The organism is Corynebacterium sp. HMSC072A04 (assembly GCF_001809235.1).
Classification (GTDB): Bacteria; Actinomycetota; Actinomycetes; order Mycobacteriales; family Mycobacteriaceae; genus Corynebacterium; species Corynebacterium hiratae.
Genome location: NZ_KV796809.1, coordinates 109,172 through 135,759 on the forward strand (window position 1 = coordinate 109,172; position 26,588 = coordinate 135,759).

26 protein-coding genes and 1 pseudogene are annotated in these 26,588 nt (G+C 62.8%); 6 read left to right on the top strand and 21 right to left on the bottom strand.

Features of this window, described 5'->3' with window-relative positions; genetic code table 11:
* Positions 1-105: 105 nt before the first annotated feature.
* On the bottom strand, positions 106-1,449 hold the full coding sequence (gene glmM, locus HMPREF2565_RS11240; protein ID WP_049157018.1) for a phosphoglucosamine mutase: 1,344 nt from the start codon (positions 1,447-1,449) through the stop codon (positions 106-108).
* 154 nt (positions 1,450-1,603) lie between these two features.
* Between glmM and HMPREF2565_RS11245 the strand changes: the two genes are divergently transcribed.
* Genes HMPREF2565_RS11245 through HMPREF2565_RS11255 form a run of 3 tightly spaced genes read left to right on the top strand, consistent with a single transcriptional unit; the run spans position 1,604 to position 3,380 of the window.
* Positions 1,604-2,152, top strand: coding sequence for a hypothetical protein (locus HMPREF2565_RS11245; protein WP_141745912.1), 549 nt, complete (start codon positions 1,604-1,606; stop codon positions 2,150-2,152).
* Positions 2,149-2,703: a hypothetical protein gene (locus tag HMPREF2565_RS11250; protein ID WP_046648434.1), complete on the top strand. Its 555-nt coding sequence runs from the start codon at positions 2,149-2,151 to the stop codon at positions 2,701-2,703. Before HMPREF2565_RS11245 ends, HMPREF2565_RS11250 begins: the two co-directional genes overlap by 4 nt.
* Positions 2,700-3,380 carry a hypothetical protein gene (locus HMPREF2565_RS11255; RefSeq protein ID WP_070821415.1) on the top strand — a complete coding sequence of 227 codons (681 nt, stop codon included), beginning with the start codon at positions 2,700-2,702 and terminating at the stop codon, positions 3,378-3,380. The genes HMPREF2565_RS11250 and HMPREF2565_RS11255 overlap by 4 nt, the downstream gene beginning before the upstream one ends.
* Here the strand turns inward: HMPREF2565_RS11255 and HMPREF2565_RS11260 are convergent.
* The 8 genes from HMPREF2565_RS11260 to eccCa all read right to left on the bottom strand — a co-directional run bounded on the left by HMPREF2565_RS11260 (position 3,377) and on the right by eccCa (position 12,679).
* A complete protein-coding gene (locus HMPREF2565_RS11260; RefSeq protein ID WP_141745913.1) occupies positions 3,377-4,045 on the bottom strand; it encodes a hypothetical protein in 669 nt (222 codons plus the stop codon). The genes HMPREF2565_RS11255 and HMPREF2565_RS11260 overlap by 4 nt on opposite strands.
* Positions 4,046-4,054: 9 nt before the next feature.
* Entirely contained in the window at positions 4,055-5,473 is a 1,419-nt protein-coding gene (locus HMPREF2565_RS11265) for a hypothetical protein (RefSeq protein WP_070545921.1), read from the bottom strand.
* A gap of 108 nt (positions 5,474-5,581) precedes the next feature.
* Complete coding sequence (gene rpsI, locus HMPREF2565_RS11270; RefSeq protein ID WP_046648438.1) at positions 5,582-6,118, bottom strand: 30S ribosomal protein S9; 537 nt, start codon at positions 6,116-6,118, stop codon at positions 5,582-5,584.
* Complete coding sequence (gene rplM / locus HMPREF2565_RS11275) at positions 6,118-6,561, bottom strand: 50S ribosomal protein L13 (protein WP_010189505.1); 444 nt, start codon at positions 6,559-6,561, stop codon at positions 6,118-6,120. Before rplM ends, rpsI begins: the two co-directional genes overlap by 1 nt.
* A 436-nt stretch (positions 6,562-6,997) precedes the next feature.
* Complete coding sequence (locus tag HMPREF2565_RS11280) at positions 6,998-7,285, bottom strand: WXG100 family type VII secretion target (protein ID WP_071407385.1); 288 nt, start codon at positions 7,283-7,285, stop codon at positions 6,998-7,000.
* Positions 7,286-7,355: 70 nt separating this feature from the next.
* The gene (locus tag HMPREF2565_RS11285; protein WP_046648440.1) at positions 7,356-7,673 is read right to left on the bottom strand and encodes a WXG100 family type VII secretion target; all 318 of its coding nucleotides are present in this window, start codon (positions 7,671-7,673) and stop codon (positions 7,356-7,358) included.
* Positions 7,674-7,847: 174 nt separating this feature from the next.
* On the bottom strand, positions 7,848-8,960 hold the full coding sequence (locus HMPREF2565_RS11290; RefSeq protein ID WP_071407386.1) for a type VII secretion-associated protein: 1,113 nt from the start codon (positions 8,958-8,960) through the stop codon (positions 7,848-7,850).
* Complete coding sequence (gene eccCa, locus HMPREF2565_RS11295) at positions 8,957-12,679, bottom strand: type VII secretion protein EccCa (protein WP_210385906.1); 3,723 nt, start codon at positions 12,677-12,679, stop codon at positions 8,957-8,959. Before eccCa ends, HMPREF2565_RS11290 begins: the two co-directional genes overlap by 4 nt.
* A gap of 129 nt (positions 12,680-12,808) precedes the next feature.
* Between eccCa and eccD the strand changes: the two genes are divergently transcribed.
* Together eccD and HMPREF2565_RS13550 are read left to right on the top strand one after the other, a co-directional pair.
* Positions 12,809-14,140 (top strand): type VII secretion integral membrane protein EccD, encoded by a 1,332-nt coding sequence (gene eccD, locus HMPREF2565_RS11300; protein WP_071407388.1) that lies wholly within the window; start codon positions 12,809-12,811, stop codon positions 14,138-14,140.
* Positions 14,137-15,105: pseudogene (locus HMPREF2565_RS13550) on the top strand (S8 family serine peptidase); the annotation flags it as partial. The gene eccD and the pseudogene HMPREF2565_RS13550, both read left to right, overlap by 4 nt.
* Before the next feature lie 184 nt (positions 15,106-15,289).
* On the opposite strand, the gene eccB reads toward HMPREF2565_RS13550, so the two are convergent.
* From eccB to secY, 12 genes are all read right to left on the bottom strand, one after another.
* Positions 15,290-16,549, bottom strand: a complete 1,260-nt coding sequence (eccB, locus tag HMPREF2565_RS11305; RefSeq protein ID WP_071407389.1) for a type VII secretion protein EccB — start codon at positions 16,547-16,549, stop codon at positions 15,290-15,292.
* A 53-nt stretch (positions 16,550-16,602) separates the two neighbouring features.
* Positions 16,603-17,463, bottom strand: a complete 861-nt coding sequence (gene truA, locus HMPREF2565_RS11310) for a tRNA pseudouridine(38-40) synthase TruA (RefSeq protein ID WP_071407390.1) — start codon at positions 17,461-17,463, stop codon at positions 16,603-16,605.
* Positions 17,464-17,680: 217 nt separating this feature from the next.
* Positions 17,681-18,169: a 50S ribosomal protein L17 gene (gene rplQ / locus HMPREF2565_RS11315; protein WP_070680573.1), complete on the bottom strand. Its 489-nt coding sequence runs from the start codon at positions 18,167-18,169 to the stop codon at positions 17,681-17,683.
* Between the two features lie 79 nt (positions 18,170-18,248).
* Positions 18,249-19,259: a DNA-directed RNA polymerase subunit alpha gene (locus HMPREF2565_RS11320; protein WP_010189530.1), complete on the bottom strand. Its 1,011-nt coding sequence runs from the start codon at positions 19,257-19,259 to the stop codon at positions 18,249-18,251.
* A gap of 69 nt (positions 19,260-19,328) precedes the next feature.
* Positions 19,329-19,934: a 30S ribosomal protein S4 gene (gene rpsD, locus HMPREF2565_RS11325; RefSeq protein WP_010189536.1), complete on the bottom strand. Its 606-nt coding sequence runs from the start codon at positions 19,932-19,934 to the stop codon at positions 19,329-19,331.
* Positions 19,935-19,955: 21 nt separating this feature from the next.
* The gene (gene rpsK / locus HMPREF2565_RS11330) at positions 19,956-20,360 is read right to left on the bottom strand and encodes a 30S ribosomal protein S11 (protein ID WP_010189540.1); all 405 of its coding nucleotides are present in this window, start codon (positions 20,358-20,360) and stop codon (positions 19,956-19,958) included.
* Positions 20,361-20,363: 3 nt separating this feature from the next.
* Positions 20,364-20,732: a 30S ribosomal protein S13 gene (rpsM, locus tag HMPREF2565_RS11335; protein WP_039673764.1), complete on the bottom strand. Its 369-nt coding sequence runs from the start codon at positions 20,730-20,732 to the stop codon at positions 20,364-20,366.
* A 188-nt stretch (positions 20,733-20,920) separates the two neighbouring features.
* Positions 20,921-21,139, bottom strand: a complete 219-nt coding sequence (infA, locus tag HMPREF2565_RS11340) for a translation initiation factor IF-1 (RefSeq protein ID WP_003854422.1) — start codon at positions 21,137-21,139, stop codon at positions 20,921-20,923.
* 226 nt (positions 21,140-21,365) lie between these two features.
* Positions 21,366-22,157 carry a L,D-transpeptidase gene (locus HMPREF2565_RS11345; RefSeq protein WP_070511331.1) on the bottom strand — a complete coding sequence of 264 codons (792 nt, stop codon included), beginning with the start codon at positions 22,155-22,157 and terminating at the stop codon, positions 21,366-21,368.
* Positions 22,158-22,208: 51 nt separating this feature from the next.
* Positions 22,209-23,003, bottom strand: a complete 795-nt coding sequence (gene map, locus HMPREF2565_RS11350; protein ID WP_049156995.1) for a type I methionyl aminopeptidase — start codon at positions 23,001-23,003, stop codon at positions 22,209-22,211.
* Positions 23,004-23,018: 15 nt separating this feature from the next.
* On the bottom strand, positions 23,019-23,564 hold the full coding sequence (locus HMPREF2565_RS11355) for an adenylate kinase (protein WP_049156993.1): 546 nt from the start codon (positions 23,562-23,564) through the stop codon (positions 23,019-23,021).
* Complete coding sequence (gene secY, locus HMPREF2565_RS11360; protein WP_046648460.1) at positions 23,564-24,889, bottom strand: preprotein translocase subunit SecY; 1,326 nt, start codon at positions 24,887-24,889, stop codon at positions 23,564-23,566. The genes HMPREF2565_RS11355 and secY overlap by 1 nt, the downstream gene beginning before the upstream one ends.
* Positions 24,890-25,270: 381 nt before the next feature.
* Here secY and HMPREF2565_RS11365 point away from each other — a divergent pair, with 381 nt between their 5' ends.
* Positions 25,271-26,578 (top strand): class I SAM-dependent methyltransferase, encoded by a 1,308-nt coding sequence (locus tag HMPREF2565_RS11365; RefSeq protein ID WP_049156992.1) that lies wholly within the window; start codon positions 25,271-25,273, stop codon positions 26,576-26,578.
* The last annotated feature ends 10 nt before the right edge of the window (positions 26,579-26,588 follow it).

Consider the following 26,588-nt stretch of genomic DNA (forward strand, 5'->3'; position numbering starts at 1 on the left):
TCCTGCTCTTATTGGACTGAGAAAGCCACCCGCCGGTTCCCCCACCGCGCAGAAAAAGAAGAAACCCCAGGCCAAAGGCCCAGGGTTGCGATTATGCGGGTAGAACTAGACAGCGGCAACGACGGCAGCAAGCTTGCCCGCTACCTTGCGTGCCTGCTCCTTTTCAGCTGCTTCCACCATGACGCGGAAGAGCTCCTCTGTGCCTGAGGGGCGCAGCAGGACGCGGCCCGTATCACCAAGCTCTGCCTCGGCGGCGGCAATAGCTTCCTTGACTTCGGGAGCATTGAGGATGACCGCCTTATCGGACACCGGCACGTTGATGAGCACCTGCGGCAATACCGTCATCACGGAGGCCAGCTCCTTAAGGGTCTTGCCGGACTTAGCCATGCGCGCCATGATGGACAGTCCCGTCAGTGTGCCATCGCCAGTGGTGCAATCATCCGGCAGCACGACGTGACCGGACTGCTCGCCGCCCAGGGAGAAATCACCGCGGTTGAGCTCCTCCAGCACGTAGCGATCCCCCACGGCGGTTTCCTTGACCTCAATGCCCTGCTCCTGCATCGCCAGCTTCAGCCCCAGGTTCGACATCACGGTGGCCACCAGGGTGTTGAAGCGGAGGTCGTTCTCTTCCTTCATGCCCACCGCGAGGATCGCCATGATCTGGTCACCGTCAACGACGTTGCCCTCAGCATCGACGGCTAGGCAACGGTCAGCGTCACCGTCGTGGGCCAGGCCCAGATCAGCGCCGTGCTCGACGACGGCCTCCTGAGTCTTCTCAATGTGGGTCGAACCGCAGTCCTCGTTGATGTTGAAGGCATTGGGCTTGTTGTGGATAGCAATGACCTCAGCGCCCGCTGCCTCATAGGCCTGCGGAGCAACCTTGGAGGCAGCACCGTTTGCGGTGTCGACGACAACCTTGATACCGCTCAGATCCGTGGTGACGACCTCTGCTAGGTGCTTGAGGTAGCGCTCCCGGCCGTCGGGGGCCTCCGAAATAATGCGGCCAATCTTGGTCCCCGTGGGCCCACCGTCGGTGAGGTTGTCCATGGCAGCCTGGATGCGGTCTTCCACCTCATCCGGCAGCTTCTTGCCGCCCGCGGAAAAGAACTTGATGCCATTGTCCGGCATCGGGTTGTGGGAGGCGGAAATCATCACGCCGAGGTCCGCCCCAAAATCATCGGTGAGGAATGCGATGGCCGGGGTCGGCAGCACGCCGACGCGCACGACGTCGACGCCGCGTGAGGCCAAGCCCGAGGCAATCGCCGCATCCAACATCTCGCCCGACACACGCGGGTCGCGCCCAATAATCGCCAGCGGGCGGCGCTCGTAGGACTCCCGGTCCGAGGTCAGCACCTCCGCCGCTGCCTGCCCTAGGCGCAAAGCCAGAATGGGAGTGAGCTTCTTGTTCGCGAGGCCGCGAACTCCATCGGTTCCAAAAAGTCGAGTCATAGTTGTTTATTATGCCCGCTCCCCCTTGCCTGGCGCAGGTCGGCTCGTTCTTGTTGTGTAGACTTCTTCCCACCTTCTGCCCTGTGAGCAGGGCCGGTGGGGAGTTTCCCCAGTTAACGCGCGCGCTGGGCCGTCCTCTGCTTGAATAATCACCATGTCCTATGCGAAAGGCTTGACTCGCGTGAGGGAGTCGAAGGGAGTGAAACTCTTCAAAGCCCTCACCGATGGTGTGCTCACCAAGTTCAACATGGCGGTACTCGTTGTCGCAGCGCTATTTCTGGTGCTCGGAAATACCGAGCCCGCGGAAACGGAAGAACCTGCAGTCATCGCTCCGGGCGAAACGGTGGAGTTGCAGCAGGCCCAGGTGGTCGTCGATAAGCCCCGCGTCGAGGCCGGCCAAGTCCACGTCACCGCCACGTTCCTCAACACCCACGACATCGCCTTCACGGACTACCAACAGATGTTTAGCCTTACCCGCAATGGTGAGCCTATCCCCTTTGAGCAGTTCTCCATCGCGCCTTCACTGGAGAACGGGGCGGTGACCAGGCCCAACCCCGGGGTTCCCTTCGCCGTCGACATCACCGTCGACGATGCCCCCGGAACAGCGCTTGTTCTCAACGATCTGACGGTGCGCAAATCCAGCCTGGACATGTCCTACCGCTGGTTTGACCCCACCCCCGTAGCAGAGATGGAGTTGGCATGACCCACCGCAAATCTTCCTCCCTGCCCCTGCTCAACCGCAAGAAGGTCCCCATGATCGCCGTGGCCGCAGCGATCACCTCCCTGGGCATCTTCATTAGTGACCAGATGCCCGATCCGCGCGAGGTGGAATTCTCCCACTTTGAGTACACCGACGAAATACCCGGGCACACCCGCATTAGCCAGGTAGACGTCCACACTCGCCCGCTGGCGTCTGGAGACTACGCGGAATTCACCGGTACTCTGCCCGAGGGCGAGGAGCTCAGTGAGCTGTATGAAGTAGCCGTCGATTTCACGCTGGAGCGCACTCACTCCTACCCCCTGAGCCTGAAATTAGAAGACTCCGAGGGCCGTGTTTTCCGCACGACCACACCGCAATGCGACGCCGAGGTCGTCTCCCTCCCCATGACATGTACCAGTCTCTTTGTACTCCCAGAGGATTCGCTGGGCCCCGCCACGCTGGCGCTAGAGGTGGAGAATCTCCTCGGCGACTTCCACCAACAACCGGTCCCCATGGGCAAGGAACTTCACACAGCCGTGGAGGTTAAAGCATGACGTCCCAAGACACAGCATCGAAGAAGGCCTCGAAGGCGTGGTGGTGGGCAGCAACTCTTCCGGCGCTCGCGATCATGGTGGCGGCCTCCTCCTCCGTCATGGTGCACGGCTACCGCCCGCTGTCGATGCATTCAACCGTCGAGGCCACCAAGCAAGAGCCCGCCGAGTTCAGCTTTGATTATCAGCTAGACCACGATACCGCCCGGCGCTCGGCGACGGTCACCCTGGCCGCCATCGACAAGGCAGACCCCTCCGAATTCAGCTCCCTTTATGCCGACAAAAGCCTCATGGATCCCCCTGCGCTCCCCGGGGACACCGCACTCTACAAGGCCACCGTGGACTGGCATGCGGATCCGGAAAGCCCACTGGAAGGCTGCGAGGTCGGGCTCCGTGACGGCCAAGGGATCGAGCAACCTGTCCGCCTCGTGTTGTCCCCGCAGGACGTGCCGACCGATATGCCCGCCGCCTTCCCCAACCTCTGTGAACCCGAAGGGGCTGCGGGGCCGATGGCCATCAATCCTTTCGAACTAGATGCCAATATCCTCCCCGAGCCCAGCGCGCGGCCGGCTGAATGGGAGATGACGTACTACTTCGTCACCAACGCCGATTTCGAGCCTTCCGAATTATTCGTCACCTGGGGCGCCCCTTATGAGGTGCGCCTGCGCACAGGCGCTTAGAAGCCTTCTGCGCGGACAACCGCCTCAACGTCCTCCGCGCCCGGATCGGTCTTGTTCCACGGCCACGACACCATTACCTTCTCTTCTGGGTAGTAGACGAAAATGTCGCCACCGCCGAATCCATCCTTGCCCCATTCGTTGACGAGGACTTCCGGGGCGGAACCATTCGCCTCGCGAACAGTACGGGTCGACGTCTGGAAGGCATCATCGTGATAATCGGGCAAGGCTCTGTACATCTCTTCGGCCTCCTCCCCAATGACAATGTCCCGCGGACTATGGAATGTCATGAGCCCCTCAGCGTCCTGCTCCTTGGTAAGCCACGGCTTGCAGGAATAGCCGTGGGCTCCTTCTAGCAGAGCATTCTCGGATTGCAGCGGTGCTTCGGTACACAGGGCGATCTTCTCAATGAAGGCCTCCGGCAAGACGTCCGCGGTCTCAGGGCGCAGGTTCACGATGTGGTCCTCTCGCAGGTCCGGACGCGCCAGCTCCTCGCTGGACCCGCGCCTGTTGATCTGCTCAACCGTAATCCCGCCAGCAATCAACACCACCGCGACAACCAGGGTGAGAATGTTCAGCTTGCGCGCGCTGATGTGGGTATCAGGATCGGTCGTGGCTTCTGCGCGATCCACGTCACCGGCTTGAGTGTGCTCAGTAGTCTGTGTCACCGATTCCACCTACTTCTCTCCCGCCTGGCTCGCTGGGACGGCAGATTCAGCGTCCGGCTCTTCGCCTTGGTTTTCGTCGGTGCTCTCATCTGCGTCCTCCGCCTCGGCGTACTCAGCGTTGAGGAAGCGGTCCAGCGCGGCTACCACCAGCGGGAGCGCAACGAGGAAGTACACGGCTCGGGCAAGGACCAGCACATAAGGCTCAAGCCCAATGGTGATGGTCCCCAGCGCCAGCGGTTTGATGATGGCACGCAGGGCATAGATTACGCCCAGCTCAGCGCCCGAAGCCAAGACGAAGACGAGGCAGAAGGTCAGCATGGGGACCGCACCGGCGACTGCCAGCGTCTTGAAATTGCGCCACGCATTACGGAAGGGGCCGACGAGTGGCTGCGCGGCGTTGTCCAGCATGTCTCGCGTCGTTCGGAAGGCTGCTTCCGAATAGCGACGCCCATAATCGGCCCACATCTTCTGCTCGGCATGCGGGGAGAGCTTTCCTCGTTCGGCGGGACCTTCGATGGGGGCATCGGCTACCGTCTGCAGGGGCGGTACCGCGTCCTCCTCGCCTGACGTGTCCGGCTCAGAACTGTCCTTCTCTCTGGTCAGGCTCGTGTTGTAGACCACCGCGCCGAGGGTCAGCCATGCGAAGGGCACGACGATAAAGTTGCCGATTTGCGCCGCGTTATTCCACAGCCACCCAATCACCGCACCAATGACCCAGGTGTGGGCGACAATCCAATCCTTCGCCGTGACAATAGAGTCCCATACGGGGCCAATGCCTTGCCGGCTAAGAATCCACACACGGACCTTCTCAAAATTGCTGGTGATGCTTAGCGACGCCGTGGCCATCCACAGCACCTCCAGGTACGCGGCCGCAGTGGCCACGCCAAAGGCGCGCTCCCCCAACTGCAGCGCACCAATGAGTTTGCGCAGCACCACGATAGAAATGAGAAACCCTGCAAATAGCCATCCGGAGTTTATGAACGAGCGCCCGAAATCATAATCGAGAAAGCTGGTGGCCACCTCGATGGTCACGGAGTCGTAGACAAAGGTCCGCGCGTCGTCGCGCAACAGACCGTGGGAGGAATACACGGTGAGGAACGGGATGAGGAGGCCACCGACGGTCAGCAGCGTGGTCTTATCCAGTTTGCTAAAGCGGGTCTCGCCGCCAAAGAACTCCATGGACGGCTGCATGATCCAAAAGCACACGATGACGCCGGTCATCACAGAAAGCGGCGCAAAGGGGAAGATGAGCGTGGCGGCCAACGGCGAATACTCAGAAATAACCACCGCCAACCACAGCACCGCCGCGCGCACGGCCAGCGACAGGCAAATCACCGTGATCAGCTGCGGCAGGTACCGCCACAGCAGCTTTGCTGCGTCCAAGGGGACTGATAGTGCGTCCCGCGCGCTCTCAAGAATGACTTTCACGCCGCTTAGTATAAGGAGAATCACACCAGTGCGCTGCCCGAACGGGGAAAGCCGCCACCTCCCCCGAAAGGGAAGCAGCGGCTTTCGAAAATGCAGTATGCGCGAAGATTAACGCTTGGAGTACTGCGGGGCACGACGTGCCTTGTGCAGACCAGCCTTCTTGCGCTCCACGGCACGAGCATCACGGGTGAGCAGGCCAGCCTTCTTCAGGGCCTGGCGGTCAGCCGGGTTGTAGATGTTCAGTGCGCGGGCGATAGCCAGACGCAGGGCGCCGGCCTGGCCGGTCGGGCCACCACCGGTGACGGTGACCTTGAGGTCAAACTGGCCCTCGCGCTCGAGGATGGTCAGCGGCTGCAGGATGTCCTGCTGGTGCAGCTTGTTCGGGAAGTACTCGTCAAAGGCACGGCCGTTGACAGAGATGTTGCCGGAACCAGCGACGAGGCGGACACGAGCGATGGCGCGCTTACGGCGGCCAACGGTCTGAATCGGGCCCTCGTGGATAGCCGGGGCAGCGGTCTCAACCTCAGCCTCGGTGTCGGTTGCCAGGGAATCACCGATGGTGTTGGTGAACTCCTCGGTAGCGGCGGTTGCTGCAGCGATGTCGGCAGCGTCGGCTACATTGTTGTCGATGTTCTGCTCGGTCATTACTGTGCCACCTGCTTAAACTCAAAGGTTTCCGGCTTCTGGCCGGCGTACGGGTGCTCCTCGCCCACGAAAACGTGCAGCTTCTTGATGGAGGCGTTGGAAAGCTTGTTGTGCGGCATCATGCCCTTCACAGCTTCCTCGATAACGCGGACCGGGTTGGCGTCCAGGGACTGACCAAGGGTCATGGACTTCAGGCCGCCCGGGTAGCCGGAGTGGCGGTAGCGCATCTCGCGCTCGCGCTTGTTGGAAGAAATGTGGATCTTGTCCGCATTCAGGATGATGATGTGGTCGCCGCAATCAACGTTCGGTGCGTACTGGGGCTTGTGCTTGCCGCGCAGCATGTCAGCCACGGTGGAAGCAAGCTTGCCCAGAACCACGTCGGTAGCGTCGATGACGTACCACTTGCGGGTGATGTCACCGCTCTTCGGGTGGAAAGTAGACAAAATGACTCCTTGAAAGTCTGTCTCGGAACTGCCGGCCAACGCTATGTAAGCCCCTACGCGGTACATACAGCGGCCGGTGGAGACCTGCAGCACGCGCGCACCCACGTCGACGGGGTGCGGACACATAGGTGTTTCACTTTAGTATGAGGCTGTTTGAAAACCCAAAACGCCGATATCGCCCCTCACCAACGCCTCCATCCCCAGATACTTCGGGGTGGGGGTAGAGACAGAAACGTTGATGAGAAGCGATACCGGCGCCTTTCACTAGGTGGGCAGAAAGTGCTGACTGTGAGGTGGTGCGTCCAGCCCTTCCATTGACTGCACCCCCTCTCCTAGCCCTTCACGCCTTCCTCCACGCCACCCACCGCTCATGGTTGTGAATGGTGATGGAAGACTGCGCCCATACTCCTAGCGAAAGACCCGCAGTCGAGACGGTTTAGCCCCAGCTAGCGGCGGCGCGGCGGTTGACGTCACTCATATTGTCATTGCCCTGGGACACCGTGGTGGAGATGGTCGCTAGCACCGTGTTGAGCTCGGCGGCAGCTTTATCCCACTTGGCCTGCGCCGCGTTATATGCGGCGGCGCTTTCTCCCTCCCAGCTCGATACCATCGGCTGCAGGGTGGCCTTGAGGTCACCGAGGAGCCCGTTGATGCGGCCGGAGGTGGAGTTGATGTCGGCGGCGGCACCAGCGATGGCGCCAAACTGATACTTAATTCCAGACATTGCGTGTTCCTTATCTTCTGTGTGCTCGTGTGTGGTTCAGTGCGTGCGGCAATAGAAGGCTGCGGCTCTGTTAAAGGGCCAGGCCCGCGCCGCCGACGTTGTCGAAGGACTGGGCGTTATCTGCCTCGACCGAATCAAAGTTGCGGGCATTGTCCCTGATGTTGTCGCTGATGGCGGTCAGTGCCTCACGCAGCTGCTGTGCGGAGGAGTTGTAGCGCTGCATCAGGTTGTCAAAGGAAACCTGCGCGCGGCCTGCCCAGCTGGCGCGGACGGAGTCCACAACTCCCTGCAGACGGGTGAGCTCACCCTGTACCTCGTCATTGGTGGAGTCGACGCGGCCGGCGGTGGCCACCATTACGTCGGCTTCTGTGCGGAACGTTTGAGTCATTGTTCTCTCCCTTTCTTTGTTCCCTACCTGGGGCATGCCCCTTGCTAAGGGCCTGATGTGTGTTTCTTTCCCCCGAGAAGCACCCTGTGTCCTTCTCACCCTTATTGGACTGAGTTAGTGGCGCATCGGTTCCCACCGGTTTCAAAGTTTTTAATTTTTCTGGCTTGCCGCTGCTTAGTCCTTCTTAACCAGCGATTCCGCCGCCATTCGGCACGCTGCCTTCTGCACCACGTTGGGCTCGAACTTGGTGTGGCAGCCCACGGACATCTGGTGGCCTTTGTCCTCCCACATCATCCAGGTCACCCGCGAGCCATCGCCGGGGTCTTCGGTATAGGTCAGCCGCCCGGACTCCTCTACCGGATCACGGAGGGCGGGATCGGATTCGATCTGCTCCTTGATCTCCGCAAAAAGGACGTCAACGGGCACGTTGAAAAGCGGATCTGCAGCGACAAGGATCCGCAGGTTGGGATCCTCACCGGCCGCGGTAACGAGCCCATCTTCCACGCTGGTACGAAAACCCTGTGGCAAGACCAAGGACATCCCTTCCACGTCGATGGCTTGTTGGCCCGGACGCAGCTGCGCACTGCCGGTATCCCCGGGCGAGCCTTGCGTCCCGCCCTCCTCAGTCGGCGCGTCCGAGCTCTGGGTCGGGGCCGTACCCGGCGAATGGGCAGCACTGGAAGTACTTACCGCCGTCTGGTGTGGTGTCGCGGCTGCTAAGGCTGCGTCTTTGCGTCCCACGGCCCACCAGGACACCCCGGCCACGACGAGCACCATGACCGCAATGGCGATATAGAAGGGGTCGATGCCTCCCACGAGCGCAGAAAGGCGGTGTGGTGTCGCGCGATGGGAGCGTCGCGCGCGCGTGGCTCGCGGCCGCTCAGCTGTCACGGTGTCTGCATGGCCCTCGTCGTGCCCGTCCACAACCGCCCTTGTAAGAGTCGGTGTTTGTTCCACCACGGGCGGCGATGGTTCTGTTTCCACTACCGTCGCGCCCGCGCCGGTCAGTTGGCGGCGCAGGATGCTCACTGCCTCGTCAGTGATGTCCGTACCGGATGGATCCGCTACCACCTCGGCGCTTACCTCCGGCCACTCCGCCCCGCAGACCTTTTCTGCCTGGTCAAGGACGGCGTCGAGCGCCCAGCCTTCGGCGATGCCAGTGCCGGGTAGGTCATAGCGGTAGATCGTCTCCGGCCCCTCATAGATCGTGGCGGCGTCGAGCACCGTGATAACGAGTGCGGTCTCTGGCGTAGTCGACGGTGTGCGCAGTGCATGAGTCGCGGTCATTGGTTATCTCCCTTGCTGGATGTGGTGTGTGGTGGTTCTTCTGGTGTGTCGGTGTCCGGCACATACACCTGTGCCAGGCCTTGGGGTGCCCCACGCACGACCCATTGGCCGCGGCCGGGCGGCAGCGCTACCGGTTTGATGCCGAAGATGGCGCCTTCGTCGCGGTCGGCGTCGAGAAGCAGCAGTGCTGGCTGCAGGTCGCGCACTGCCGAGAGGAACTGCCCAAACAGCGCGCGCCCGATTCCTCCTGATTTGCGCGCGAGCACTAGGTGCAGGCCCACATCGCGGGCGTGCGGGAGAATCTCCACAAGTGGTGCCAGGGCAATGTCGCTGACCAAGTCGAGATCATCGATGACAAGGTAAATATCCGGCCCCTCCCACCAGCTTCGCGCGGCCAACTGCGCGGGAGTGACCTCGGGGCCGGGGAGGCGCTGCTCTAAGGTGCGGACGGTATCGAGGATGGCCTGGGTGGCTGCGCTTGCCGACGCCCCGTAGACCGCCACCATCTCCTCATCCAGCGTCCCCAAATGTGCCCGGCGCTCATCGATAACCACGAGGCGGGCTTCCTCCCGGTTCAGTTGGCTGATACCGGCGAGAATCACGCTGAGGAACTGCGACTTACCGGAACCTTGAGAACCAATGCACACGAGGTGGGGCTGCGTGGTCGGATCCCACGTCAGAAGGTCCAGGTCCGGCCCGCCAATTCCCCAAGCCACCCCGGCCGGTGGGCTGCCGGCCGGTTGTGGAAGCTCGGTGAGCAGGGCGGGCAGCATCTTCAACGGCGGGACCGGCTGGGCGTCCGCATGCACTCCGCAGATATGAGCGATATCCTGCGGGGACGTCGCAGCGAAGAGCAGGTTCTCCCCCGCCAGCGTGATGCCCCGACCGGGCGCTGCCGGGAGTTTTTGTTGTGCTTTGCGGTCAATGAGGGAATCCATGGCTTCACCCAGACGCAGCTCGAGGCGCGCCGCGATAAGGTCCCGGATTGACGGCCGCAGGCTGGTCCACCGCGCCGCCGCGATCAGGACGTGAACGTGGGAAGACGCACCATCTGCGACCAGCTGGGTAATCGGCTCGGCGAGATCTTCAAAATCCGCCCCAGAGGTGCCAATGTGGTGCCAGCCATCCACAATCAGGAAGGTGTGGCGGGATTCCGGGCGACGCACGAGGCCAGCGACTTCGTCGACGATGCGCCGTACCTTCTCCGGTTCCTCGCGGCCGGCCACCCCGGCCACGTGGGGCAGCCGTTCCAGAACCTGCAGTTGCCCGCCGCCCAAGTCAATGACATAAAAGCGCACCTGATCCGGCGAGTGCCGCAGGGCCATCCCGGAGGCGATACTGCGCAGCGCCATTGACTTGCCCGACTGCGGCCCACCGCACAGCGCCAGGTGCCCGCCACCCGTCGTGAAGTCCACGGTGAGCGGGTCTTGGCGCTGGTGATAGGGGCGGTCGATAAGCCCCACCTCGGCGCACAGCCCGCCGCCCGCACCGGGCGGTTCTACCTGCACAGCGGCGACACTGGACAGCTCCACCACGGCCGGCAAGGGCGGCAGCCAGATTCGCCGCGCTGACTGGCCACGCCCGGCGGCTTCGTCCCGGGCAGCAGCCACCACGGTGTCCAGGAGGGTGCTCGAGGAATCCACGAGTACCGCATAGTCCACGTCCTCTACCGCAGCGCGGTGCCCGGTGAAAAGCTCCAGGCGCGCCGTGTGCTGTGCGGAAGCATCATCTTCTAGGGCTACCCGGCGCGTCACTGGGCCGGATACATAGGAGGCCTGGAGCCGTGTGGGGGCATCGGCATCGGTTTTGAGGTAGCCGGCTCCCGGCTGGGCGGGGAGGTGGTAGGCGTCGGGCACACCGAGGACTTGGCGGGACTCCCCGGCGGAGAATGTCTTCAGGCCAATACGGTAGGACAGGTGCGAATCCAATCCCCGTAGGCGCCCTTCTTCTAGGCGCTGGGAGGCCAGCAGCAGGTGCACGTGCAGTGAGCGGCCGAGCCTTCCCACTGCGACAAAGAGCTCGGCGAAGTCCGGGTGCTGGCCCAACAGTTCCGAGAACTCGTCCACCACGATGACCAGCGCCGGCAGCGGTCCGTGCTCCGCCACCGCGGAAGCGGAGGCGTTGAACTCGCCCACATTGGCAAAGTTGCCGGCCTTGCGCAACAGCTCTTGGCGGCGGTTCATCTCCCCGGAGATGGCATCGTACATGCGCTCCACCAGGGTAGATTCCTCCTCCAGGTTGGTAATCACGGCGGAGGTGTGCGGCAGCTCCTCGCAGCCGAGAAAGGTCGCCCCACCTTTGAAGTCCACGAGCACGAGGTTGAGCTCCTCCGGGCTATGCGTGGCGGCTAAGGCCACGACGAGTGTCCTGAGCAGCTCCGATTTTCCGCTGCCCGTAGCACCGATGCACAGCCCATGCGGGCCCATGCCGCCCTGCGCCGACTCCTTCAGGTCGAGCACCACCGCCTGCCCGGACTCGTCCACACCGATGGGCACGCGCAGGCGTTCGACCGGGCTGCGGCCATGCCACATGCCGGAGGCCTGCAGCACATCCACGTCCCGGTAGCCCAGCAGCACAGGGAGGTCTGCATCGCGACCGTGCCGTGGCGTTGCCGGAGCATCGCCGCCGAAGGGGCGATGATAGGGCGCAAGCGTGCGGGCGTGGAGGAGGGCCGTGGAAACGTCGATAAGCGCGCAGCTGCCCAGCTCCTCCTCCCCCGCGGCGGTAACCACGGACAGCGCGCCTTCCGCCCGCAGGTAAATGCCTTCGTCCTCCGCACGGCGGCCCAGCAGCGAATGAGGTGTGACACCCACGGCGATGGTGGTCGTCGGGGCGTCCCCCGGCGCTCCCTCTTTGTCCAGTACACCGCGATGCCGGTGGTCCTCCTCCACGACGCGGATACGAAACTGAGCGCTCTCCGGATCCCTCGAGTGCGGCAGCCACTTCAGCCACTCCCAGCTCTCCCCGTGGTACTCAATGCCCACGGTTTCCGGGCCATGCAGTACCGCCAGGTGCAACAGCAGCGCGCGGGCCATACCGTGCGCATCCGCACCGGCCAGCCCCACGATAGGGAAGGCTTGGAGCTGGATGACCACCGGCATATCCGCCAGCGTTCCCACCGCGCGCACGGTCTGGCGCAGGCTCACCGCACACACTGGGTCGAGGTCTTCCGCGGCACCCGAATCTGGAACATTGATCGGCGTGCACAGTGCCATCGGCCCGGTGCCCACCCGCACCTCCAGCGCATCCGGGGCATCCGCATCCCGCTCCCAGAGGCGCGACGTCGGAATCAACGCGCCGAGCTGCCCAGGCGCCGGATTGCGGTGTTCCTCATGCGCGCGCTGCGCCGCCGCGCGCTCCAGCGCCTCCTCGCGCAGCGCCTTGAGGTGACGCAGGTACGTCCGGCGAGTTTCGTCCGGATCCTGCCCGCCTCCCTGCGGGTTGAACATCATCGCCATGCTGGCCAGCATCATGAGCGGGAACATGAGGCTCATGGGGCTTATCCGGCGCGCATCACCCGCGCCGAGAACCATGAGCGCCACCATGCCCACCATGGCCGCGATCATGACCAGCGGCATAAGCAGGCGAACCAACGGAACGGGCTGGGCACGGGCCGCCTCCGGCACGGCCTCGGCATCAATGCTGCCTTGCGGCAGTGGTGGCGCTGGTTCCCGATATGACGACAGCCCGGTGTCAACGACGCGTGTAGGTACGCGCATGTCAAAGTCCTTCCCCCCGAAGTACTCCACCGCCTCCTTAAGCGGTGGACAGCGTGCCACCAGTAAGCCACAATGTGAGGCAATGGGCAAGGGGTTGCCCAGAAATTTTTCTCGGGGGAGGTATTTTCCATGACTCGCGCACTCGCGCATTCTGTCCGTGTCACCGTCCGTATCCACGCAGGCCAGACCCGCAAAGAAGCGGATATCTCACTGCCGCTTTCGTCCAGCCTCGGGGAGGTGCTGGGGGAGCTGCTCGTGCTTGTCGACGTTCCCCCAGCACCCATCCTGTGGCGCGCCACTACCGCGGCGGGCAAGACCATATCGATGACCACGCCACTGGATCGCACCAGCGTAGAAGAAGGCTCCGTGCTGGTGCTTAGCCCGGATGCACCGGCGCCGGCACCCATCGTGCGCGACGCCGCGGAAGCATTAGCCGCCGATGTCTCCGCCACGCAGCTTTCTGGCCTGGCTGGGCTGTGGGGTGTGGCGGGCCTTATCGCCGGCGGTGGGCTCCTTGCCGCAACACTGTCCCCCACGGTCGGCTGCGCCGCCACTGCACTCCTCGCCCTCGTTCTTGCGGTATGGACGCGGCGAGGATCTCTGCTCGCCACCGCGCACGTCGCCGCGGGGCTGGCGGGCGGGTTAGCCACTGGCGCAGCATTTGTCGCTGGACCTGCAGGTACCGCGGTGTCGGCGGCACCCGTCGTGGGGGCCGCGACCGCCGTCGGTGCGACGGCGGTGCTCTCCCACCTGGTACGCATCGGCGGGCTGCGGGACCGGGCTACTGCCGCGACGTGGTGCCTGCTCGTGCTCGTCGGTCTCCTCGGCCCCGCCCCGCTCCTCGCAGCCACCGTGGGCCTGTTGGCGGGCGCTCCCCTGCTGACCACGCGGCTGGCGGGTTTGCGCGTGCCGCAGCTTCCCACCGCCGGGCAAGACTTAAGCATCTCGGACGAGGTACCCACCGATAACGCGCTCGCTGCCCGGCGCGCCGGGCAGGCCTACGAGGGCATCGCGGTGGGCTGCGCGGTGGCGGGCATCCCTGCCCTGCTCCTCATCGCATTAAACGCCAACGCGGCGGCAACCCAGGGGGCCTCCCAAGCGCTGTGTGTAAGTATCGCTGGCGGGGTCATCGTGCATGCAGCACGCCATGCCCGGCCCATTGCTGCGTGGGCACTGGGAATCTATGGCCTCGCCGCTGCGTGTTCCGCGGTGGCTGTGCCGCTGCGCGAGTGGCAGCTGCTTTCCGCGCCAACCACGGAAACATGGGTGCTCAGCGTCATCGCGGGGCTCATCGTTGTGGCCATGCTGTCAGTACCGGTGTGGGCAGGCAAACTACGGCAGATTGAGCCGACCACCATCGTGTGGTTCGAGCGCGCCGAAGCCCTCGCACTGGCTGCGTGTTTGCCGCTCGCCGCACACCTGGCTGGGCTCTTCGAGTTCATTAGGGGGCTGGGCTCATGATAGCTCTAATTAGAATCGGCGCCGCCAGCGCTGCTCTTGGCGCTGGTCTGGCGTGGGGGTCCTGTGTGTTGCCCGGGCCGGTAGCTGCTGCCCGCGAGCCAGACACCGCGTGCGCGGAGGCTACCCTCGCCGCGGCAGGGCCGCAGCCTTCCGCGCAATACTCGGACTATCGCGCGCGGCTGCATTCTTTTGCCACGGGTGCCGGGGTGAAGGTCGCGGTCATCGACACCGGAGTGGCCGCGCACCCCCAGCTGCGCGTGACACCGGGAGCGGACTTCGTAACCCCAGACGAGCCCGACCCGCTGCGAGACTGTGACCTGCACGGCACGGTGGTGGCCGGGGTCATCGCAGGAAGAGAGCTCGGCGTGGCCCCGGATGCGGAAATCTACGCCATCCGGCAAACCAGTTCGCATTTCAGGCAACCGGCGCCGGATAACTCGGCAGGGGCCGATGGTTCAGCGGAGGAAGACCACGGTTCCGGAACGCTGGCCAGCCTGGCTGCTGCCATCGAGGATGCCGTGAACGCGGGAGCTCAGGTCATCAACGTCTCCGTCGTGTCCTGCGTCCCGCCGGATGCCGCCTCACGGGTGGATCGATCGGGCTTGGACGCAGCGCTGCAGCGCGCGGAGGACGCTGGGGCGGTGGTGGTGGCGGCGTCGGGAAACGCGACATCCGGTGGCTGTGAACAAGGTGATGTGGTCTTCCCCGCCGTGGCGGATACTGTCCTCGCGGTTGGCGCCCTAGCCACCCCGTACGACCTTGCGGATTACTCCATCGCTGCACCTCTCAGCGCAGAGGGCAACGTCCCCCTCGCCTTGGAACCCGGCGGCGGCTGGGCCAGTGCCAAGGGGGATACTCTCTTTCAGGGCACATCCTTCGCCGCGCCGCTGGTCAGCGGAACGCTCGCTCTGTTGGTGCAGCGCTACCCCGACGAGTCCCCGGCGCAGCTGCGCCAACGCGTCATCGATTCCGCCGAGCCCGGCCACGGGGTGGTCGATCCCCTCACCGCGGTGACCTTTCGTCCTGCGGCCGAAACCCGCGAGGAGCGTTCCTTTGCGGTGACACCACTGACAGCACCGGCCGCCCAAGGCTGGCCTATGGTGCGCCTACTCCTCGGGGCCCTGGGGTTCCTCGTCCTCGTGGCTGTTATCAGTGCTCATTCTTTAAGGCCTCCGCGCGGCTCAAGGCAGAACCTTCCGGCAGCAGACGCAGAATCTCCCACGGCACCTGCTCCGGTTCCCCCAGGCCCAGCGCGTTTAGCTCCCCGGCGCTAGCCAGCTCGTAGCGCCTGCCGGTGGCAGAGACCACGTGATAACCATGCCCGCTGTCTACGCCCACGCCCGCCCGCAGACCGGCGAAACGCTGCGCCGCCGAATCACCCGGCAAGTCCACGGTGGCTGACACCGGGCGCGTCATACCGGCTCCATGCTGGTGCGTCGCGCACAACCAGCCCTGCTCAGGAGACAGGAAGTCCATGCGGGTAGCCGGGAGGTTGAAGGTCGGTGGGACGTCGCCAAGCGCGGCTACCTCCTGCGACTGTGCCGGCAAACGCTGCGCGCCCATGCCGACGAGCATCTCCGCCTGGGTGGGAGTGATGGCGAAAACGCCCTGCTCCGTTCGCGCCCACAGCTGTTCGCCGGTATCCAGAATCTCTGGTGGCGCGGCTGGGAAACTCAGCGGCTCCAGTTCGGCGAAGGCATTGAGTAACTCCGCGGGCACGCTCCACACCGCCGTCTCCGCGGTCATCCCCAAGGCGCGGCGCAGTACCCTGCCTTGCGTGCTCGTGGCCTCGGGCAACACGACGCGCCCTTGGCCGGTGAGCAACCACTGCGTGCCCTCGGATTCCGCCACGGCGGCATGCTCTTCGTCGAACCCGGGAACGGCGTGGTGCGCCACCACGGTCACGGTGCCGACGCGACTGCTGGACTGCCAGTTCTCCCCTTGGGTGGATTCCTCCAGGCAGGCTGACCAGCTTGGCTCCTCCCCTGTCGCAGCGGCAAGGAGGTCCGGGGCATCGGCAATCCCCAGCGGTGTGCCTAAGCTTATCTGGTCTAGAAAGCTATCCCCGGCCGCATGTGGCTCCACCGCTTCGTTGGCAATGAGCCGGGCCGACGCCAGGTTAGCCACCGGGTGGTAGGTGCCATTGACCAGTGCTAAAAGCTGTCCCTCCGCAGAGCGGACCACGGGCGCATCCCCGGGTTGCGGATCCGGTTGCATCCACGCAATGAGCCCCGAACCGAGGCTAAGGAATGCGACTGCGGCTACTCCACCGAGCAGTGCGCGCCGGCGCCGTTTCAGCGGATCATGGATCATCCTGATATCGCCGAAAACTAGGCCGTGCTCGAGCCGGCGCAACAAGAACTTGTGGCCCGATACCTGGGCCTTGGTAGTAGGCAACGCGCGTGCCATGAGAATCCTCCCCGAATCAGTGCACCCCCCTCCCTGGTGCAGTGGGGTCTAGATTAACCCAACTCCGTGTTTTCCGCAGCGCGACGGCTGCGAGTCATCTTCGCGCGTGCAGCCAATTGGTCTGCGTCGGGATAGTCCACGCCAACCAGGCTCAGCCCCGCGGCCGGGGCGAGGGGAATCTGGGAGGACCTGCTGGTTTCCTGAAGCATCTGGGCCGCGAACTCCACATCGCGGGAACCTTCGCCCACTCGCAGGCAGCATCCCACGAGGCAGCGCACCATGGACCAACAGAAGGCATCGGCGCTAACGTGTGCCTCATAAAGCTTCGGTTCTGCGGGCGTTGAGACGTCCTTCCACTCGAAGGCGAGCAACTCGCGGATGGTCGTGGCGTGTGGCTTGGCCTTGCAGAAGGCCACGAAATCGTTGAGACCCACCAACTGATCGGCGGCGGCCTGCATTAGGTCCAGGTCCACCGGCTTGAGCCACGTTGCGGTGTCCCGAGCGCGGGTCGGCAGCGCGCCGCGCGGATGAGTGGTGATGCGGTAGACGTAATGGCGGCGCAGGGCGGAAAAACGTGCGTCGAAATCGTGCGACACCTCGGTGCAGGCGTGCACGCGGACGTCGACCGGCAGCAGCTTGGCCAAGCGCCGGACCAGTTTGGCGGGATCGCCATCGATGCTGCGCTGACTTAGTGCGGCGCGAGTGGTGTCGAAGTGCGCCACCTGACCGCTGGCATGCACGCCCGCGTCGGTGCGCCCAGCCACCGTGAGCTCCACCGGGTGGCGCAAGACCATAGCCAGCTTCTCCTCGATGGTCTGCTGCACCGTGCGAAGGCCGTCCTTCTGCCGGGCCCACCCGTGGAAGTCAGTGCCGTCATAGGCCAAGTCCAATCGCAGACGAACGCTTTCACTCATGGGGGTTGATGATACCGTGCGCTCGACGTGCCGTGGGGACTGCGTCCGTGGTCCGTTTTAACAAATAGTGGCCTGAAAAGTGGAATTTTTGGACCCTTATTTGTTAAAACGGTACACCCCCAACACGGCTCCCCTCTCTGCGCGTGGCCCGTAGAAAACGACAAAGGCCCGCGCCCCACTACAGTGGTGAACGCGGGCCCTTAAGACCTAAGAAGAACTACTTCTCCTCGGTGGTCTCCTCAGCCTCGGTAGCCTCAGCGGACTCAACCTCAGCCTCTTCAGCCTTAGCTTCCTCGGCCTGCTTGGAAGCAGCAGCGCGGGTAGCGCGGTTAGCCTCAGAGGTCACGGTCTCCTCGAGAACGAGGGAGATCTGGGACATCGGGGCGTTGTCGCCGGAGCGGTTGTCCAGCTTGATGATGCGGGTGTAGCCACCCTCACGGTTCTCAAACTTCGGTGCCAGCTCGTCGAAGAGGTAGGCAACAACATCCTTGTGCGGGATGAGCTTGAGAACTGCGCGACGGTCAGCAACGGTGCCGGCCTTCGCCTTGGTGATGATCTTCTCGGCGTAAGGACGAAGCAGCTTCGCCTTAGCGTCGGTGGTCTTGATTGCGCCGTGCTCGAACAGGCTCGCTGCCATGTTGCTCAGCAGGTGCTTCTGCTGGCTGGCGGAGCCGCCGAGACGCGGACCCTTCTTGGGGGTAGGCATTATGTACTCCTCGTGTGCGGATTAATTGAGCGCGCGACGGGGCGCAAAAAGCCGCGCCGTCACGATTCAGTGGAATTCTTTACTCGGAATCGTCGGAAGCCGGGTCCTTGAAGTCGCCGGTCTCTGCGTCGTAGCCTTCGAGCTGGGTCGGGTCGAAGTCCTCAGGGGTGTCCTTGAGGGCCAAGCCCAGGTTAGCCAGCTTGATCTTTACCTCGTTGATCGACTTCTGACCGAAGTTGCGGATATCCAGCAGGTCCGATTCGGTGCACTCAGCGAGCTCACCGACGGTGTGGATCTCCTGGCGCTTCAGGCAGTTGTAGGAGCGGACGGAGAAGTTCAGATCCTCGATCGGCATGCTGTAGGCGGCGATGTACTCCGTCTCCTGCGGGGACGGGCCAATCTCAATGCCCTCAGCAGCGGTGTTCAGCTCGCGAGCCAGGCCGAAGAGCTCGACCAGGGTGCCGCCGGCGGAAGCCAGGGCGTCGCGTGCGGAAATCGAGTTCTTAGTCTCGACGTCGATGATCAGCTTGTCAAAGTCAGTGCGCTGCTCAACACGAGTAGCTTCGACCTTGTAAGAGACCTTCAGCACCGGGGAGTAAATCTGGTCGACCGGAATGCGGCCGATTTCTCCCGAGGTGGCGGCAGCCGGGACGTAGCCACGGCCGCGCTCGACGACGAGTTCCATCTCCAGCTTGGCGGACTCATTCAGCGATGCGATGTGCAGATCCGAGTTGTGGATCTCCACGCCGGCCGGCGGCTGGATATCGCCTGCAGTGACCTCACCCGGGCCTTCCTTGCTCAGGTACATGACCACCGGCTCGTCGGAGTCGGAAGACAGAACCAGACCCTTGACGTTAAGGATGATTTCGGAAACGTCTTCCTTCACACCATTGATGGTGGTGAACTCGTGGAGCACACCGTCAATCTTGATGGAGGTTACTGCCGCGCCCGGGATGGACGAAAGCAGCGTGCGACGAAGCGAGTTACCGAGGGTGTAACCGAAGCCCGGCTCGAGCGGCTCGATAACGAACTTAGAGCGAGACGAGTCGATGAATTCCTCGGTGAGCTGAGGACGCTGGGAAATAAGCATGGAGTTTCTCCTTGTCGGCGCCCGCTATTTGACGCCGGTAGAAGGGGTAAAGATGAAAGTGTCGAAGGATTACTTCGAGTAAAGCTCGACGATGAGCTGCTCCTGCAGCGGAACGTCGATCTGAGCGCGCTCGGGCAGCTGGTGCACGAGGATGCGCAGGGTGTCCGGAACGACCTGCAGCCACGCCGGAACGTTGGCGTCAACCAGGCGGTCCTGAGCCTCTTCGAACCATTCCATCTTCTGGGAACGCTCACGAACATCGATGATGTCATACTGCGTAACGCGGAAGGACGGAACGTTGATCTTCTTGCCGTTCACGGTGAAGTGACCGTGGGAGACAAGCTGGCGAGCCTGGCGGCGGGTGTTGGCCAGACCTGCGCGGTAGATCACGTTGTCGAGACGGGACTCGAGCAGAACGACGAGGTTGTCACCGGTCTTGCCCGGGAGACGGTTAGCCTCGGCGTAGTAGCGGCGGAACTGACGCTCCAGCACACCGTAGGTGTACTTTGCCTTCTGCTTCTCCTGGAGCTGCAGCAGGTACTCAGATTCCTTGATGCGGTTGCGGCCAGCCTGTCCCGGAGGGTACGGGCGACGCTCAAATGCCATGTCGCCGCCGACCAGGTCGACGCGCAGACGGCGGGATACGCGGGTAGCGGGGCCAGTATAACGAGCCATTTTCTTACCTCTTCCTTTCCCTTAAACCTTGCGACGCTTGGTCGGACGGCAGCCGTTGTGCGGCTGTGGGGTGGCATCCGTGATCGAGGAAACCTCGAGGCCTGCAGCCTGCAGGGAACGGATGGCGGTCTCGCGGCCGGAGCCCGGACCCTTGACGAAAACGTCAACCTTCTTCATACCGTGGTCCATGGCCTTGCGGGCCGCGTTCTCAGCAGCCATCTGCGCTGCGAACGGGGTGGACTTACGGGACCCCTTGAAGCCGACGTGGCCGGAGGATGCCCAAGAGATGACAGCACCGTGCGGGTCCGTGATGGACACGATGGTGTTGTTGAAGGTGGACTTGATGTATGCGTGGCCAGCGGCCACGTTCTTCTTTACGACGCGACGACCACCACGGCGCGCGCCGGAACGAGTCTTGGGTGGCATGTTTTACTTCTTCTTTCCTGCGATCGTCTTCTTCGGACCCTTGCGCGTACGAGCGTTGGTCTTGGTGCGCTGACCACGAACGGGCAGGCCGCGACGGTGGCGGATGCCCTGGTAGCAACCGATTTCAATCTTGCGACGAATGTCAGCCTGAACCTGGCGGCGGAGGTCACCCTCGACCTTCCAGGTAGCTTCAATGACGTCACGCAGCGCCGACAGCTGATCGTCGTCGAGGTTGTCGGTGCGCAGGTCGGGAGAAATGCCGGTCTTTTCCAGCAGTTCCTTGGCACGGGAAGGCCCGATGCCGTAGATGTAGGTGAGAGCAACCTCCATGCGCTTGTTGCGCGGGAGGTCAACACCAGCTAGACGTGCCATATGGCTAGTCCTTTCGGGTTGTTACGATGGTTTTCTCCTCATCCGTCCCCCGCCACGCATACGCTTCGACCCGGGCCGTGCCGGGGAAACTGTGGGCATGCTTAGCAGCGTGGGCTCAGGCCATCGCAGCCTGAGGTAAAAAAGGACGCACGAAGGGCGCGTCCCGTGGGTGAGGAGGCTTACAGTCTTTACTTGTAGCGGTAGACGATGCGTCCGCGGGTCAGGTCATAAGGAGACAGCTCCACAACAACGCGATCCTCTGGGAGGATGCGGATGTAGTGCTGACGCATCTTGCCCGAGATGTGGGCAAGAACCTTGTGCCCGTTGTCGAGCTCGACGCGGAACATTGCGTTGGGCAGGGGTTCGACGATGCGACCCTCAACCTCGATTGCGCCTTCCTTAGCCATAACCTCTACTTTTCTGATGGAGTTCTTTTCGCCACGCTTGGCGACGCCTCCACCTGCATGTTTGGTGTCTACTGCCTGGTGTCCTCAGCAGCCAATCCGGCTGCGTACAGACACCAGCACTAAAGCATACGCTGCGAGAACGGGTTTTCCAAATACAGAAACCTCCCGTCGCACTAAAGCGCGGGAGGCAAATGGTGTCTAGCGGTGGCTTGCCCACCGCTACGTCCTAGTAGATGAAGACCTTGGAGCCCATCGGCACATCATTCCAGTAGCGCACGGCATCCTGGTGGGTCAGGCGCACGCAGCCATTGGACTGGTAGGCCGGGGAGCCCTCGTGGAAGGCGTGGCCGTTGTTCGTGAAGTACATTGCGTAAGGCATCGGTGCGTTACCGAATTCCCACGAGATCTCGTCCTTCACCTTACGGTTGATGTAGTACGTGCCGGCCGGGGTTTCCTCACCCGGCTTACCGGTGGACATGCCCTGCGCAACGTAGGTGACGTTGCCGTTGCCGTCCTGCAGCCAGGTACGGCGGCCATCGCGGTCCACGCAGATACGCGCATCTGCCGGGCACGGGCCAACATCGAAGCGCTGCGCCTGACGCTCAGCCTCAGCCTTGCGCGCGGCTTCCTCAGCGGCGGCCTTCTCGCGAGCAATCTGCTCAGCGTGGGCGCGCTCCTCAGCTTCACGAGCAGCGCGAATCTCCGCGTTCTTCTGCTCGATGAGGCCCGGGAAGACGAGCTCAATAGCGCCATCGATTACTGGGCGAAGAGCATCGACTGCCTGCGGGTTAACATTCTGCAGCGCTTCCAGCATTTGGTTGCGGCTAGCCCACGCGTTCTCACGGGTCTGGCCAGCGAACTCATCAAGCTGGGACTGGACGTTGGAGGACAGGGAATCAATAGAGGGGACCGTCTGTGCATGTGCGGCCGGGGCGACCGAGAGAGTAGCGGTCAGAAGGCCGATTGCGGTGGCTCGGCGTAGGGAGCGAGCACCAGCGCGGGAGCGAATTTTAGACATGGCAAGAAGTATAAACCTTCCGACCATGATTTCCTACCCGAAAGACGTGTTTTAGTAGCGCGGGGTCAGGATTCGGGGACCATTCTCCGTCGCCGCGACGGTGTGCTCCCAGTGCGCCGACCACGAGCCATCGAGGGTTACCACGGTCCAGTCATCCTCTAAGACCTCGCTGTCCTCAGTACCCAGGGTCAGCATCGGCTCGATGGCCAACACGGAACCTTCCTGGATGAGGGGACCGCGCCCTGCCTTGCCTTCGTTGGCCAGGTAGGGCTCCTCGTGCATCTCTCGGCCGATGCCGTGGCCGCCGTAGCCATCGACGATAAAGAGCTCGACGCCGAATTTATCCTCGGCGCGGTAAGTCGCCTGCTCGAGGGCAGCGGAGACGTCGGTCAGCCGGTTGCCCGGAACCATCGCCTTGAGGCCCTCGTGGAGGACCCATTCGGTGGCGTCGCTCAGCGCCTGCGCTTCGGCGCTGGGCTTACCGACGCCAAACGTCCACGCACTATCCCCCACCCAGCCGTCGAGAGTGGCACCGCAGTCGATGGAAACAAGGTCCCCCTCAGCCAGCAGCATTTCCTTGCTGGGGATGCCGTGGACGATGACGTCGTTGACGGAAGCGCAGATGGAACCCGGGAACCCGCCGTAGCCTTTGAAGGTGGGCACGGCACCGGCATCGCGGATGGTCTGCTCGGCCACCTCATCGAGTTCCAGAGTGCTCACGCCCACCGCTGCGGCAGCGCGTACCGCCTGCAGGGCGCGGCCGACGATCTCGCCGGCCGCCTGCATGGCATCGAGCTCGCCTGGGGTGCGGGCGGGGATGGTTTTAGTGCGTCGTCGAAAAGCCATGGCTTAAAAGGCAGATTACTTGCCCATGGCCTTCAGGGTGCGCTCGTTGATCTCCTCAACGGAACCCTCAGCCTTCACGGAGATGATGGCATCGCCGTAGTGCTCAATAAGCGGGAAGGTCTCCTCGCGGTACACGCCCAGGCGGGTGCGGATGGTCTCCTCGGTGTCGTCTGCACGACCGCGGGCGAGCATGCGCTCGACGACGACGTCCTCGGACACCTCAAAGTTCAACACGCCATCCAGCTTGAGGCCCTTGTCGTCAAGGAGCTTCGCCAGGATGTCGGCCTGCTCCACGGTGCGCGGGAAGCCGTCAAGGAGGAAACCTTCCTTGGCGTCATCCTGGTTAAGGCGGTCCTCTACCATGCGGGCGGTGACGTCAGTCGGCACCAGCTTGCCGGCATCGATGTAGGACTTGGCTTCTACACCAAGCGCGGTGCCCTCACCAATGTTGGCGCGGAAGAGGTCACCGGTGGAGATGTGCGGAACGCCGAGCTTCTCGCTGAGGAGGGCGGCTTGGGTGCCCTTGCCGGCACCGGGAGGGCCAAGGAGTACGTAACGCATTACTTAAGCAGTCCTTCGTAGTTGGATTGTAGAAGCTGGGACTCGATTTGCTTGACCGTAGTCAAGGCAACCGAGACCATAATGAGGATGGCGGTACCACCGAAGGCGGAGGTGCCGCTGGCACCTGCAGTGCCCACGCCGAGGTCCAAGAGGATATTCGGCAGAACAGCGATGAGCGCCAGGTAGATCGAACCGACGAACAGCAGGCGGTTCATCACGAAGCCTAGGTACTCGGCGGTCGGTCGGCCCGGGCGGATACCCGGGATGAATCCACCATACTTCTTCATGTTGTCGGCTTGTTCCGCAGGGTCGTACTGAACCGATACGTAGAAGTAGGAGAAGAAGATGGTGAGCACAAAGTAGAGGACGATGTACTGCCAGGAGCTCGGTGCTTGCAGGTGAGCAATGACGTTGCGCTGCCACCAGTTATCGGAGACACCCGGGGAGCCGGAGTTGACGATCTGGGTGATGAGCACCGGCATGTAGATCAGCGAGGAGGCGAAGATGACCGGGATAACGCCGGCCTGGTTGACCTTGAGCGGCAGGTAGGTGGAAGAGCCACCGTACTGGCGGCGGCCCACCATGCGCTTTGCGTACTGCACCGGGATACGGCGCTGACCCTGCTCGATGAAGGTAATGCCCGCGACGAGAACGATGAGGCCCGTGAGAACCATGGCGAAGACCAGACCACCATTGTTCTGGAAGATGTTGACGCCGTCGGTAGGAAGGCGGGTAGCAATACCGGCGAAAATCAGCAGCGACATGCCGTTGCCGATTCCCTTCTCCGTAATCAGCTCACCCATCCACATCACCAGGATTGCACCAGAAGTCATGGTGATAACGAGCACGACGAGGGTGAAGAAGTTACGGTCCTCCGCCAAGACGCGCACGCCCTGACCCAGGAGCTGCTCGCGGTCCGCCAAGGCCACAATGCCCGCGGACTGCAGCAGGGCCAGCGCGAGGGTGAGGTAACGCGTGTATTGCGTCATCTTCGCCTGACCGGACTGCCCCTCCTTCTTCAACTGCTCGAAGTGCGGAATAACCACGGTGAGCAGCTGCACGATAATGGACGCCGTAATGTACGGCATGATGCCGATGGCGAAGATCGACAGCTGCAGCAGCGCACCACCGGAGAACAGGTTGATCACCGAGTACAGGTTTCCGGACTCCTCCGTAAGGTCACGAAGGCGACCGGCGATGGTGGCGTAATCAACGCCCGGCGACGGGATCTGCGCGCCAACACGGTAGAGAATAATCATCACGAGCGTGAAGATGATCTTCTTCCGCAGGTCGGCATCTTTGAAAGCCTGCAAAATGGCGGACACTACTCAATCCTCCTGGCCTACCGCGCTTGCTGTGCGGTTCGAATTCGCCGCGCACGGGGGTGGATCTCATCTGTTCCCAAAAGTTAAGAACCTTCTTAAGGTCCTTCATAGGAACGCTTGGACAGTTTTGACCCCATTACCCTACCAGCCCCGCCCCCTTTCGCCACATTGGCCCCGCGAAAACCAGGCTTATCCTTCTCGGATTAGTTTCCCCCTTAGCGCCATCGACGCATGAGGCCTACCATGGACCGCGTTGCCCTAAGGCAATGTCCTTACAACATTTCTACGTCTTTTCGACCTCTCAAGCGGCGCCCCGGGGCGCCACAGAGTATGGCCGTCTTCTATCTGCCTAACCTTAATCCGAAAGTAGTATGTAGTTTTATGAGTAAGCGATTCTCCCCAATGACCGTGGCTGAGATCATCGATACCTTCGTTCCCAGCCCCAACCCCTTCCGCTGGGAAGCTTTCGACGGTTCCGCAACCGGCCCAGCCGACGCGCAGTTCACCGTCAAAATTAATAACCTGCAGGGTCTGGCCTACATCGCCACACACCCGGGCGATGTAGGCTTCGCCCGCGCCTACGTCACCGACGGAATCACCGTCGAGGGGGAACACCCGGCACACCCCTACGGCATCTTCGACGCCTTGCACGCAATGTATGACAAGTTCTCCCGCCCGGACGCGAAAACCCTTGCTCGCGTCGCGCGTTCCTTGGCTTCGATGGGCGCTTTTCAAATCCAGCCGGTCCCGGATGTCGAGCGTGCCTCGTGGCTGCGCCGCAAGCTCCATGAGGGGCTGTCCAAACACTCCAAGGAGCGCGACGCAGAAGTCATCTCCGATCACTATGACGTGGGCAACGACTTCTACGAGCTCTTCCTCGGCGACTCGATGACGTACACCTGCGCCTACTACCCCTCCCCTGACGCCACGCTCGACGAGGCCCAGGAAAACAAGTACCGCCTCATCTTCGACAAGCTGCGGCTCAAGGAAGGCGACCGCCACTTGGACGTCGGCTGCGGCTGGGGCGGCATGGTGCGCTACGCGGCCAAGCGCGGCGTGAAGTCCTTGGGAGTCACCCTCTCCAAGGAACAGGCAGAGTGGGGCCAGGCCAAGATCAAGGAGGAGGGCCTAGAAGATCTCGCGGAGATCCGCTTCCTGGATTACCGCGACGTCACCGAGGAAGGCTTCGACGCCATCTCCGCCATCGGGTTGCTCGAGCACATCGGAGTCAAGAACTACCCGGACTTCTTCAGCTTCCTCCACGGCAAGCTCAAGCCGGGCGGCCTCATGCTCAACCACTGCATCACCTACCCGGATAACCACAAGACGCCGAAGGGCGGGTTCATCGACCGCTACATCTTCCCCGATGGCGAGCTCTCCGGCTCCGGCACCATTACCAAGTGCATGCAGGATGCCGGTTTCGAAGTCGTCCACACGGAATCCCTCCGCTTCGACTACATGCGCACGCTGCATGATTGGTGCGAAAACCTCAAGGAGAACTGGGAGGAGGCCTGCTCGCTAGTGGGCCTTCCCACTGCCCGCCTGTGGGCCATCTACATGGCCGGCTCCGAGTGGGGCTTCGAGCACAACATCATCAACCTGTACCACTTCTTGGGCGTCAAACTGGGCGATGCTGGCTCCCGCGCCGGCGTGCCCGAGCGCCGCTGGTGGGAAGATTCGCGCTTCTAAATCTTGAAGG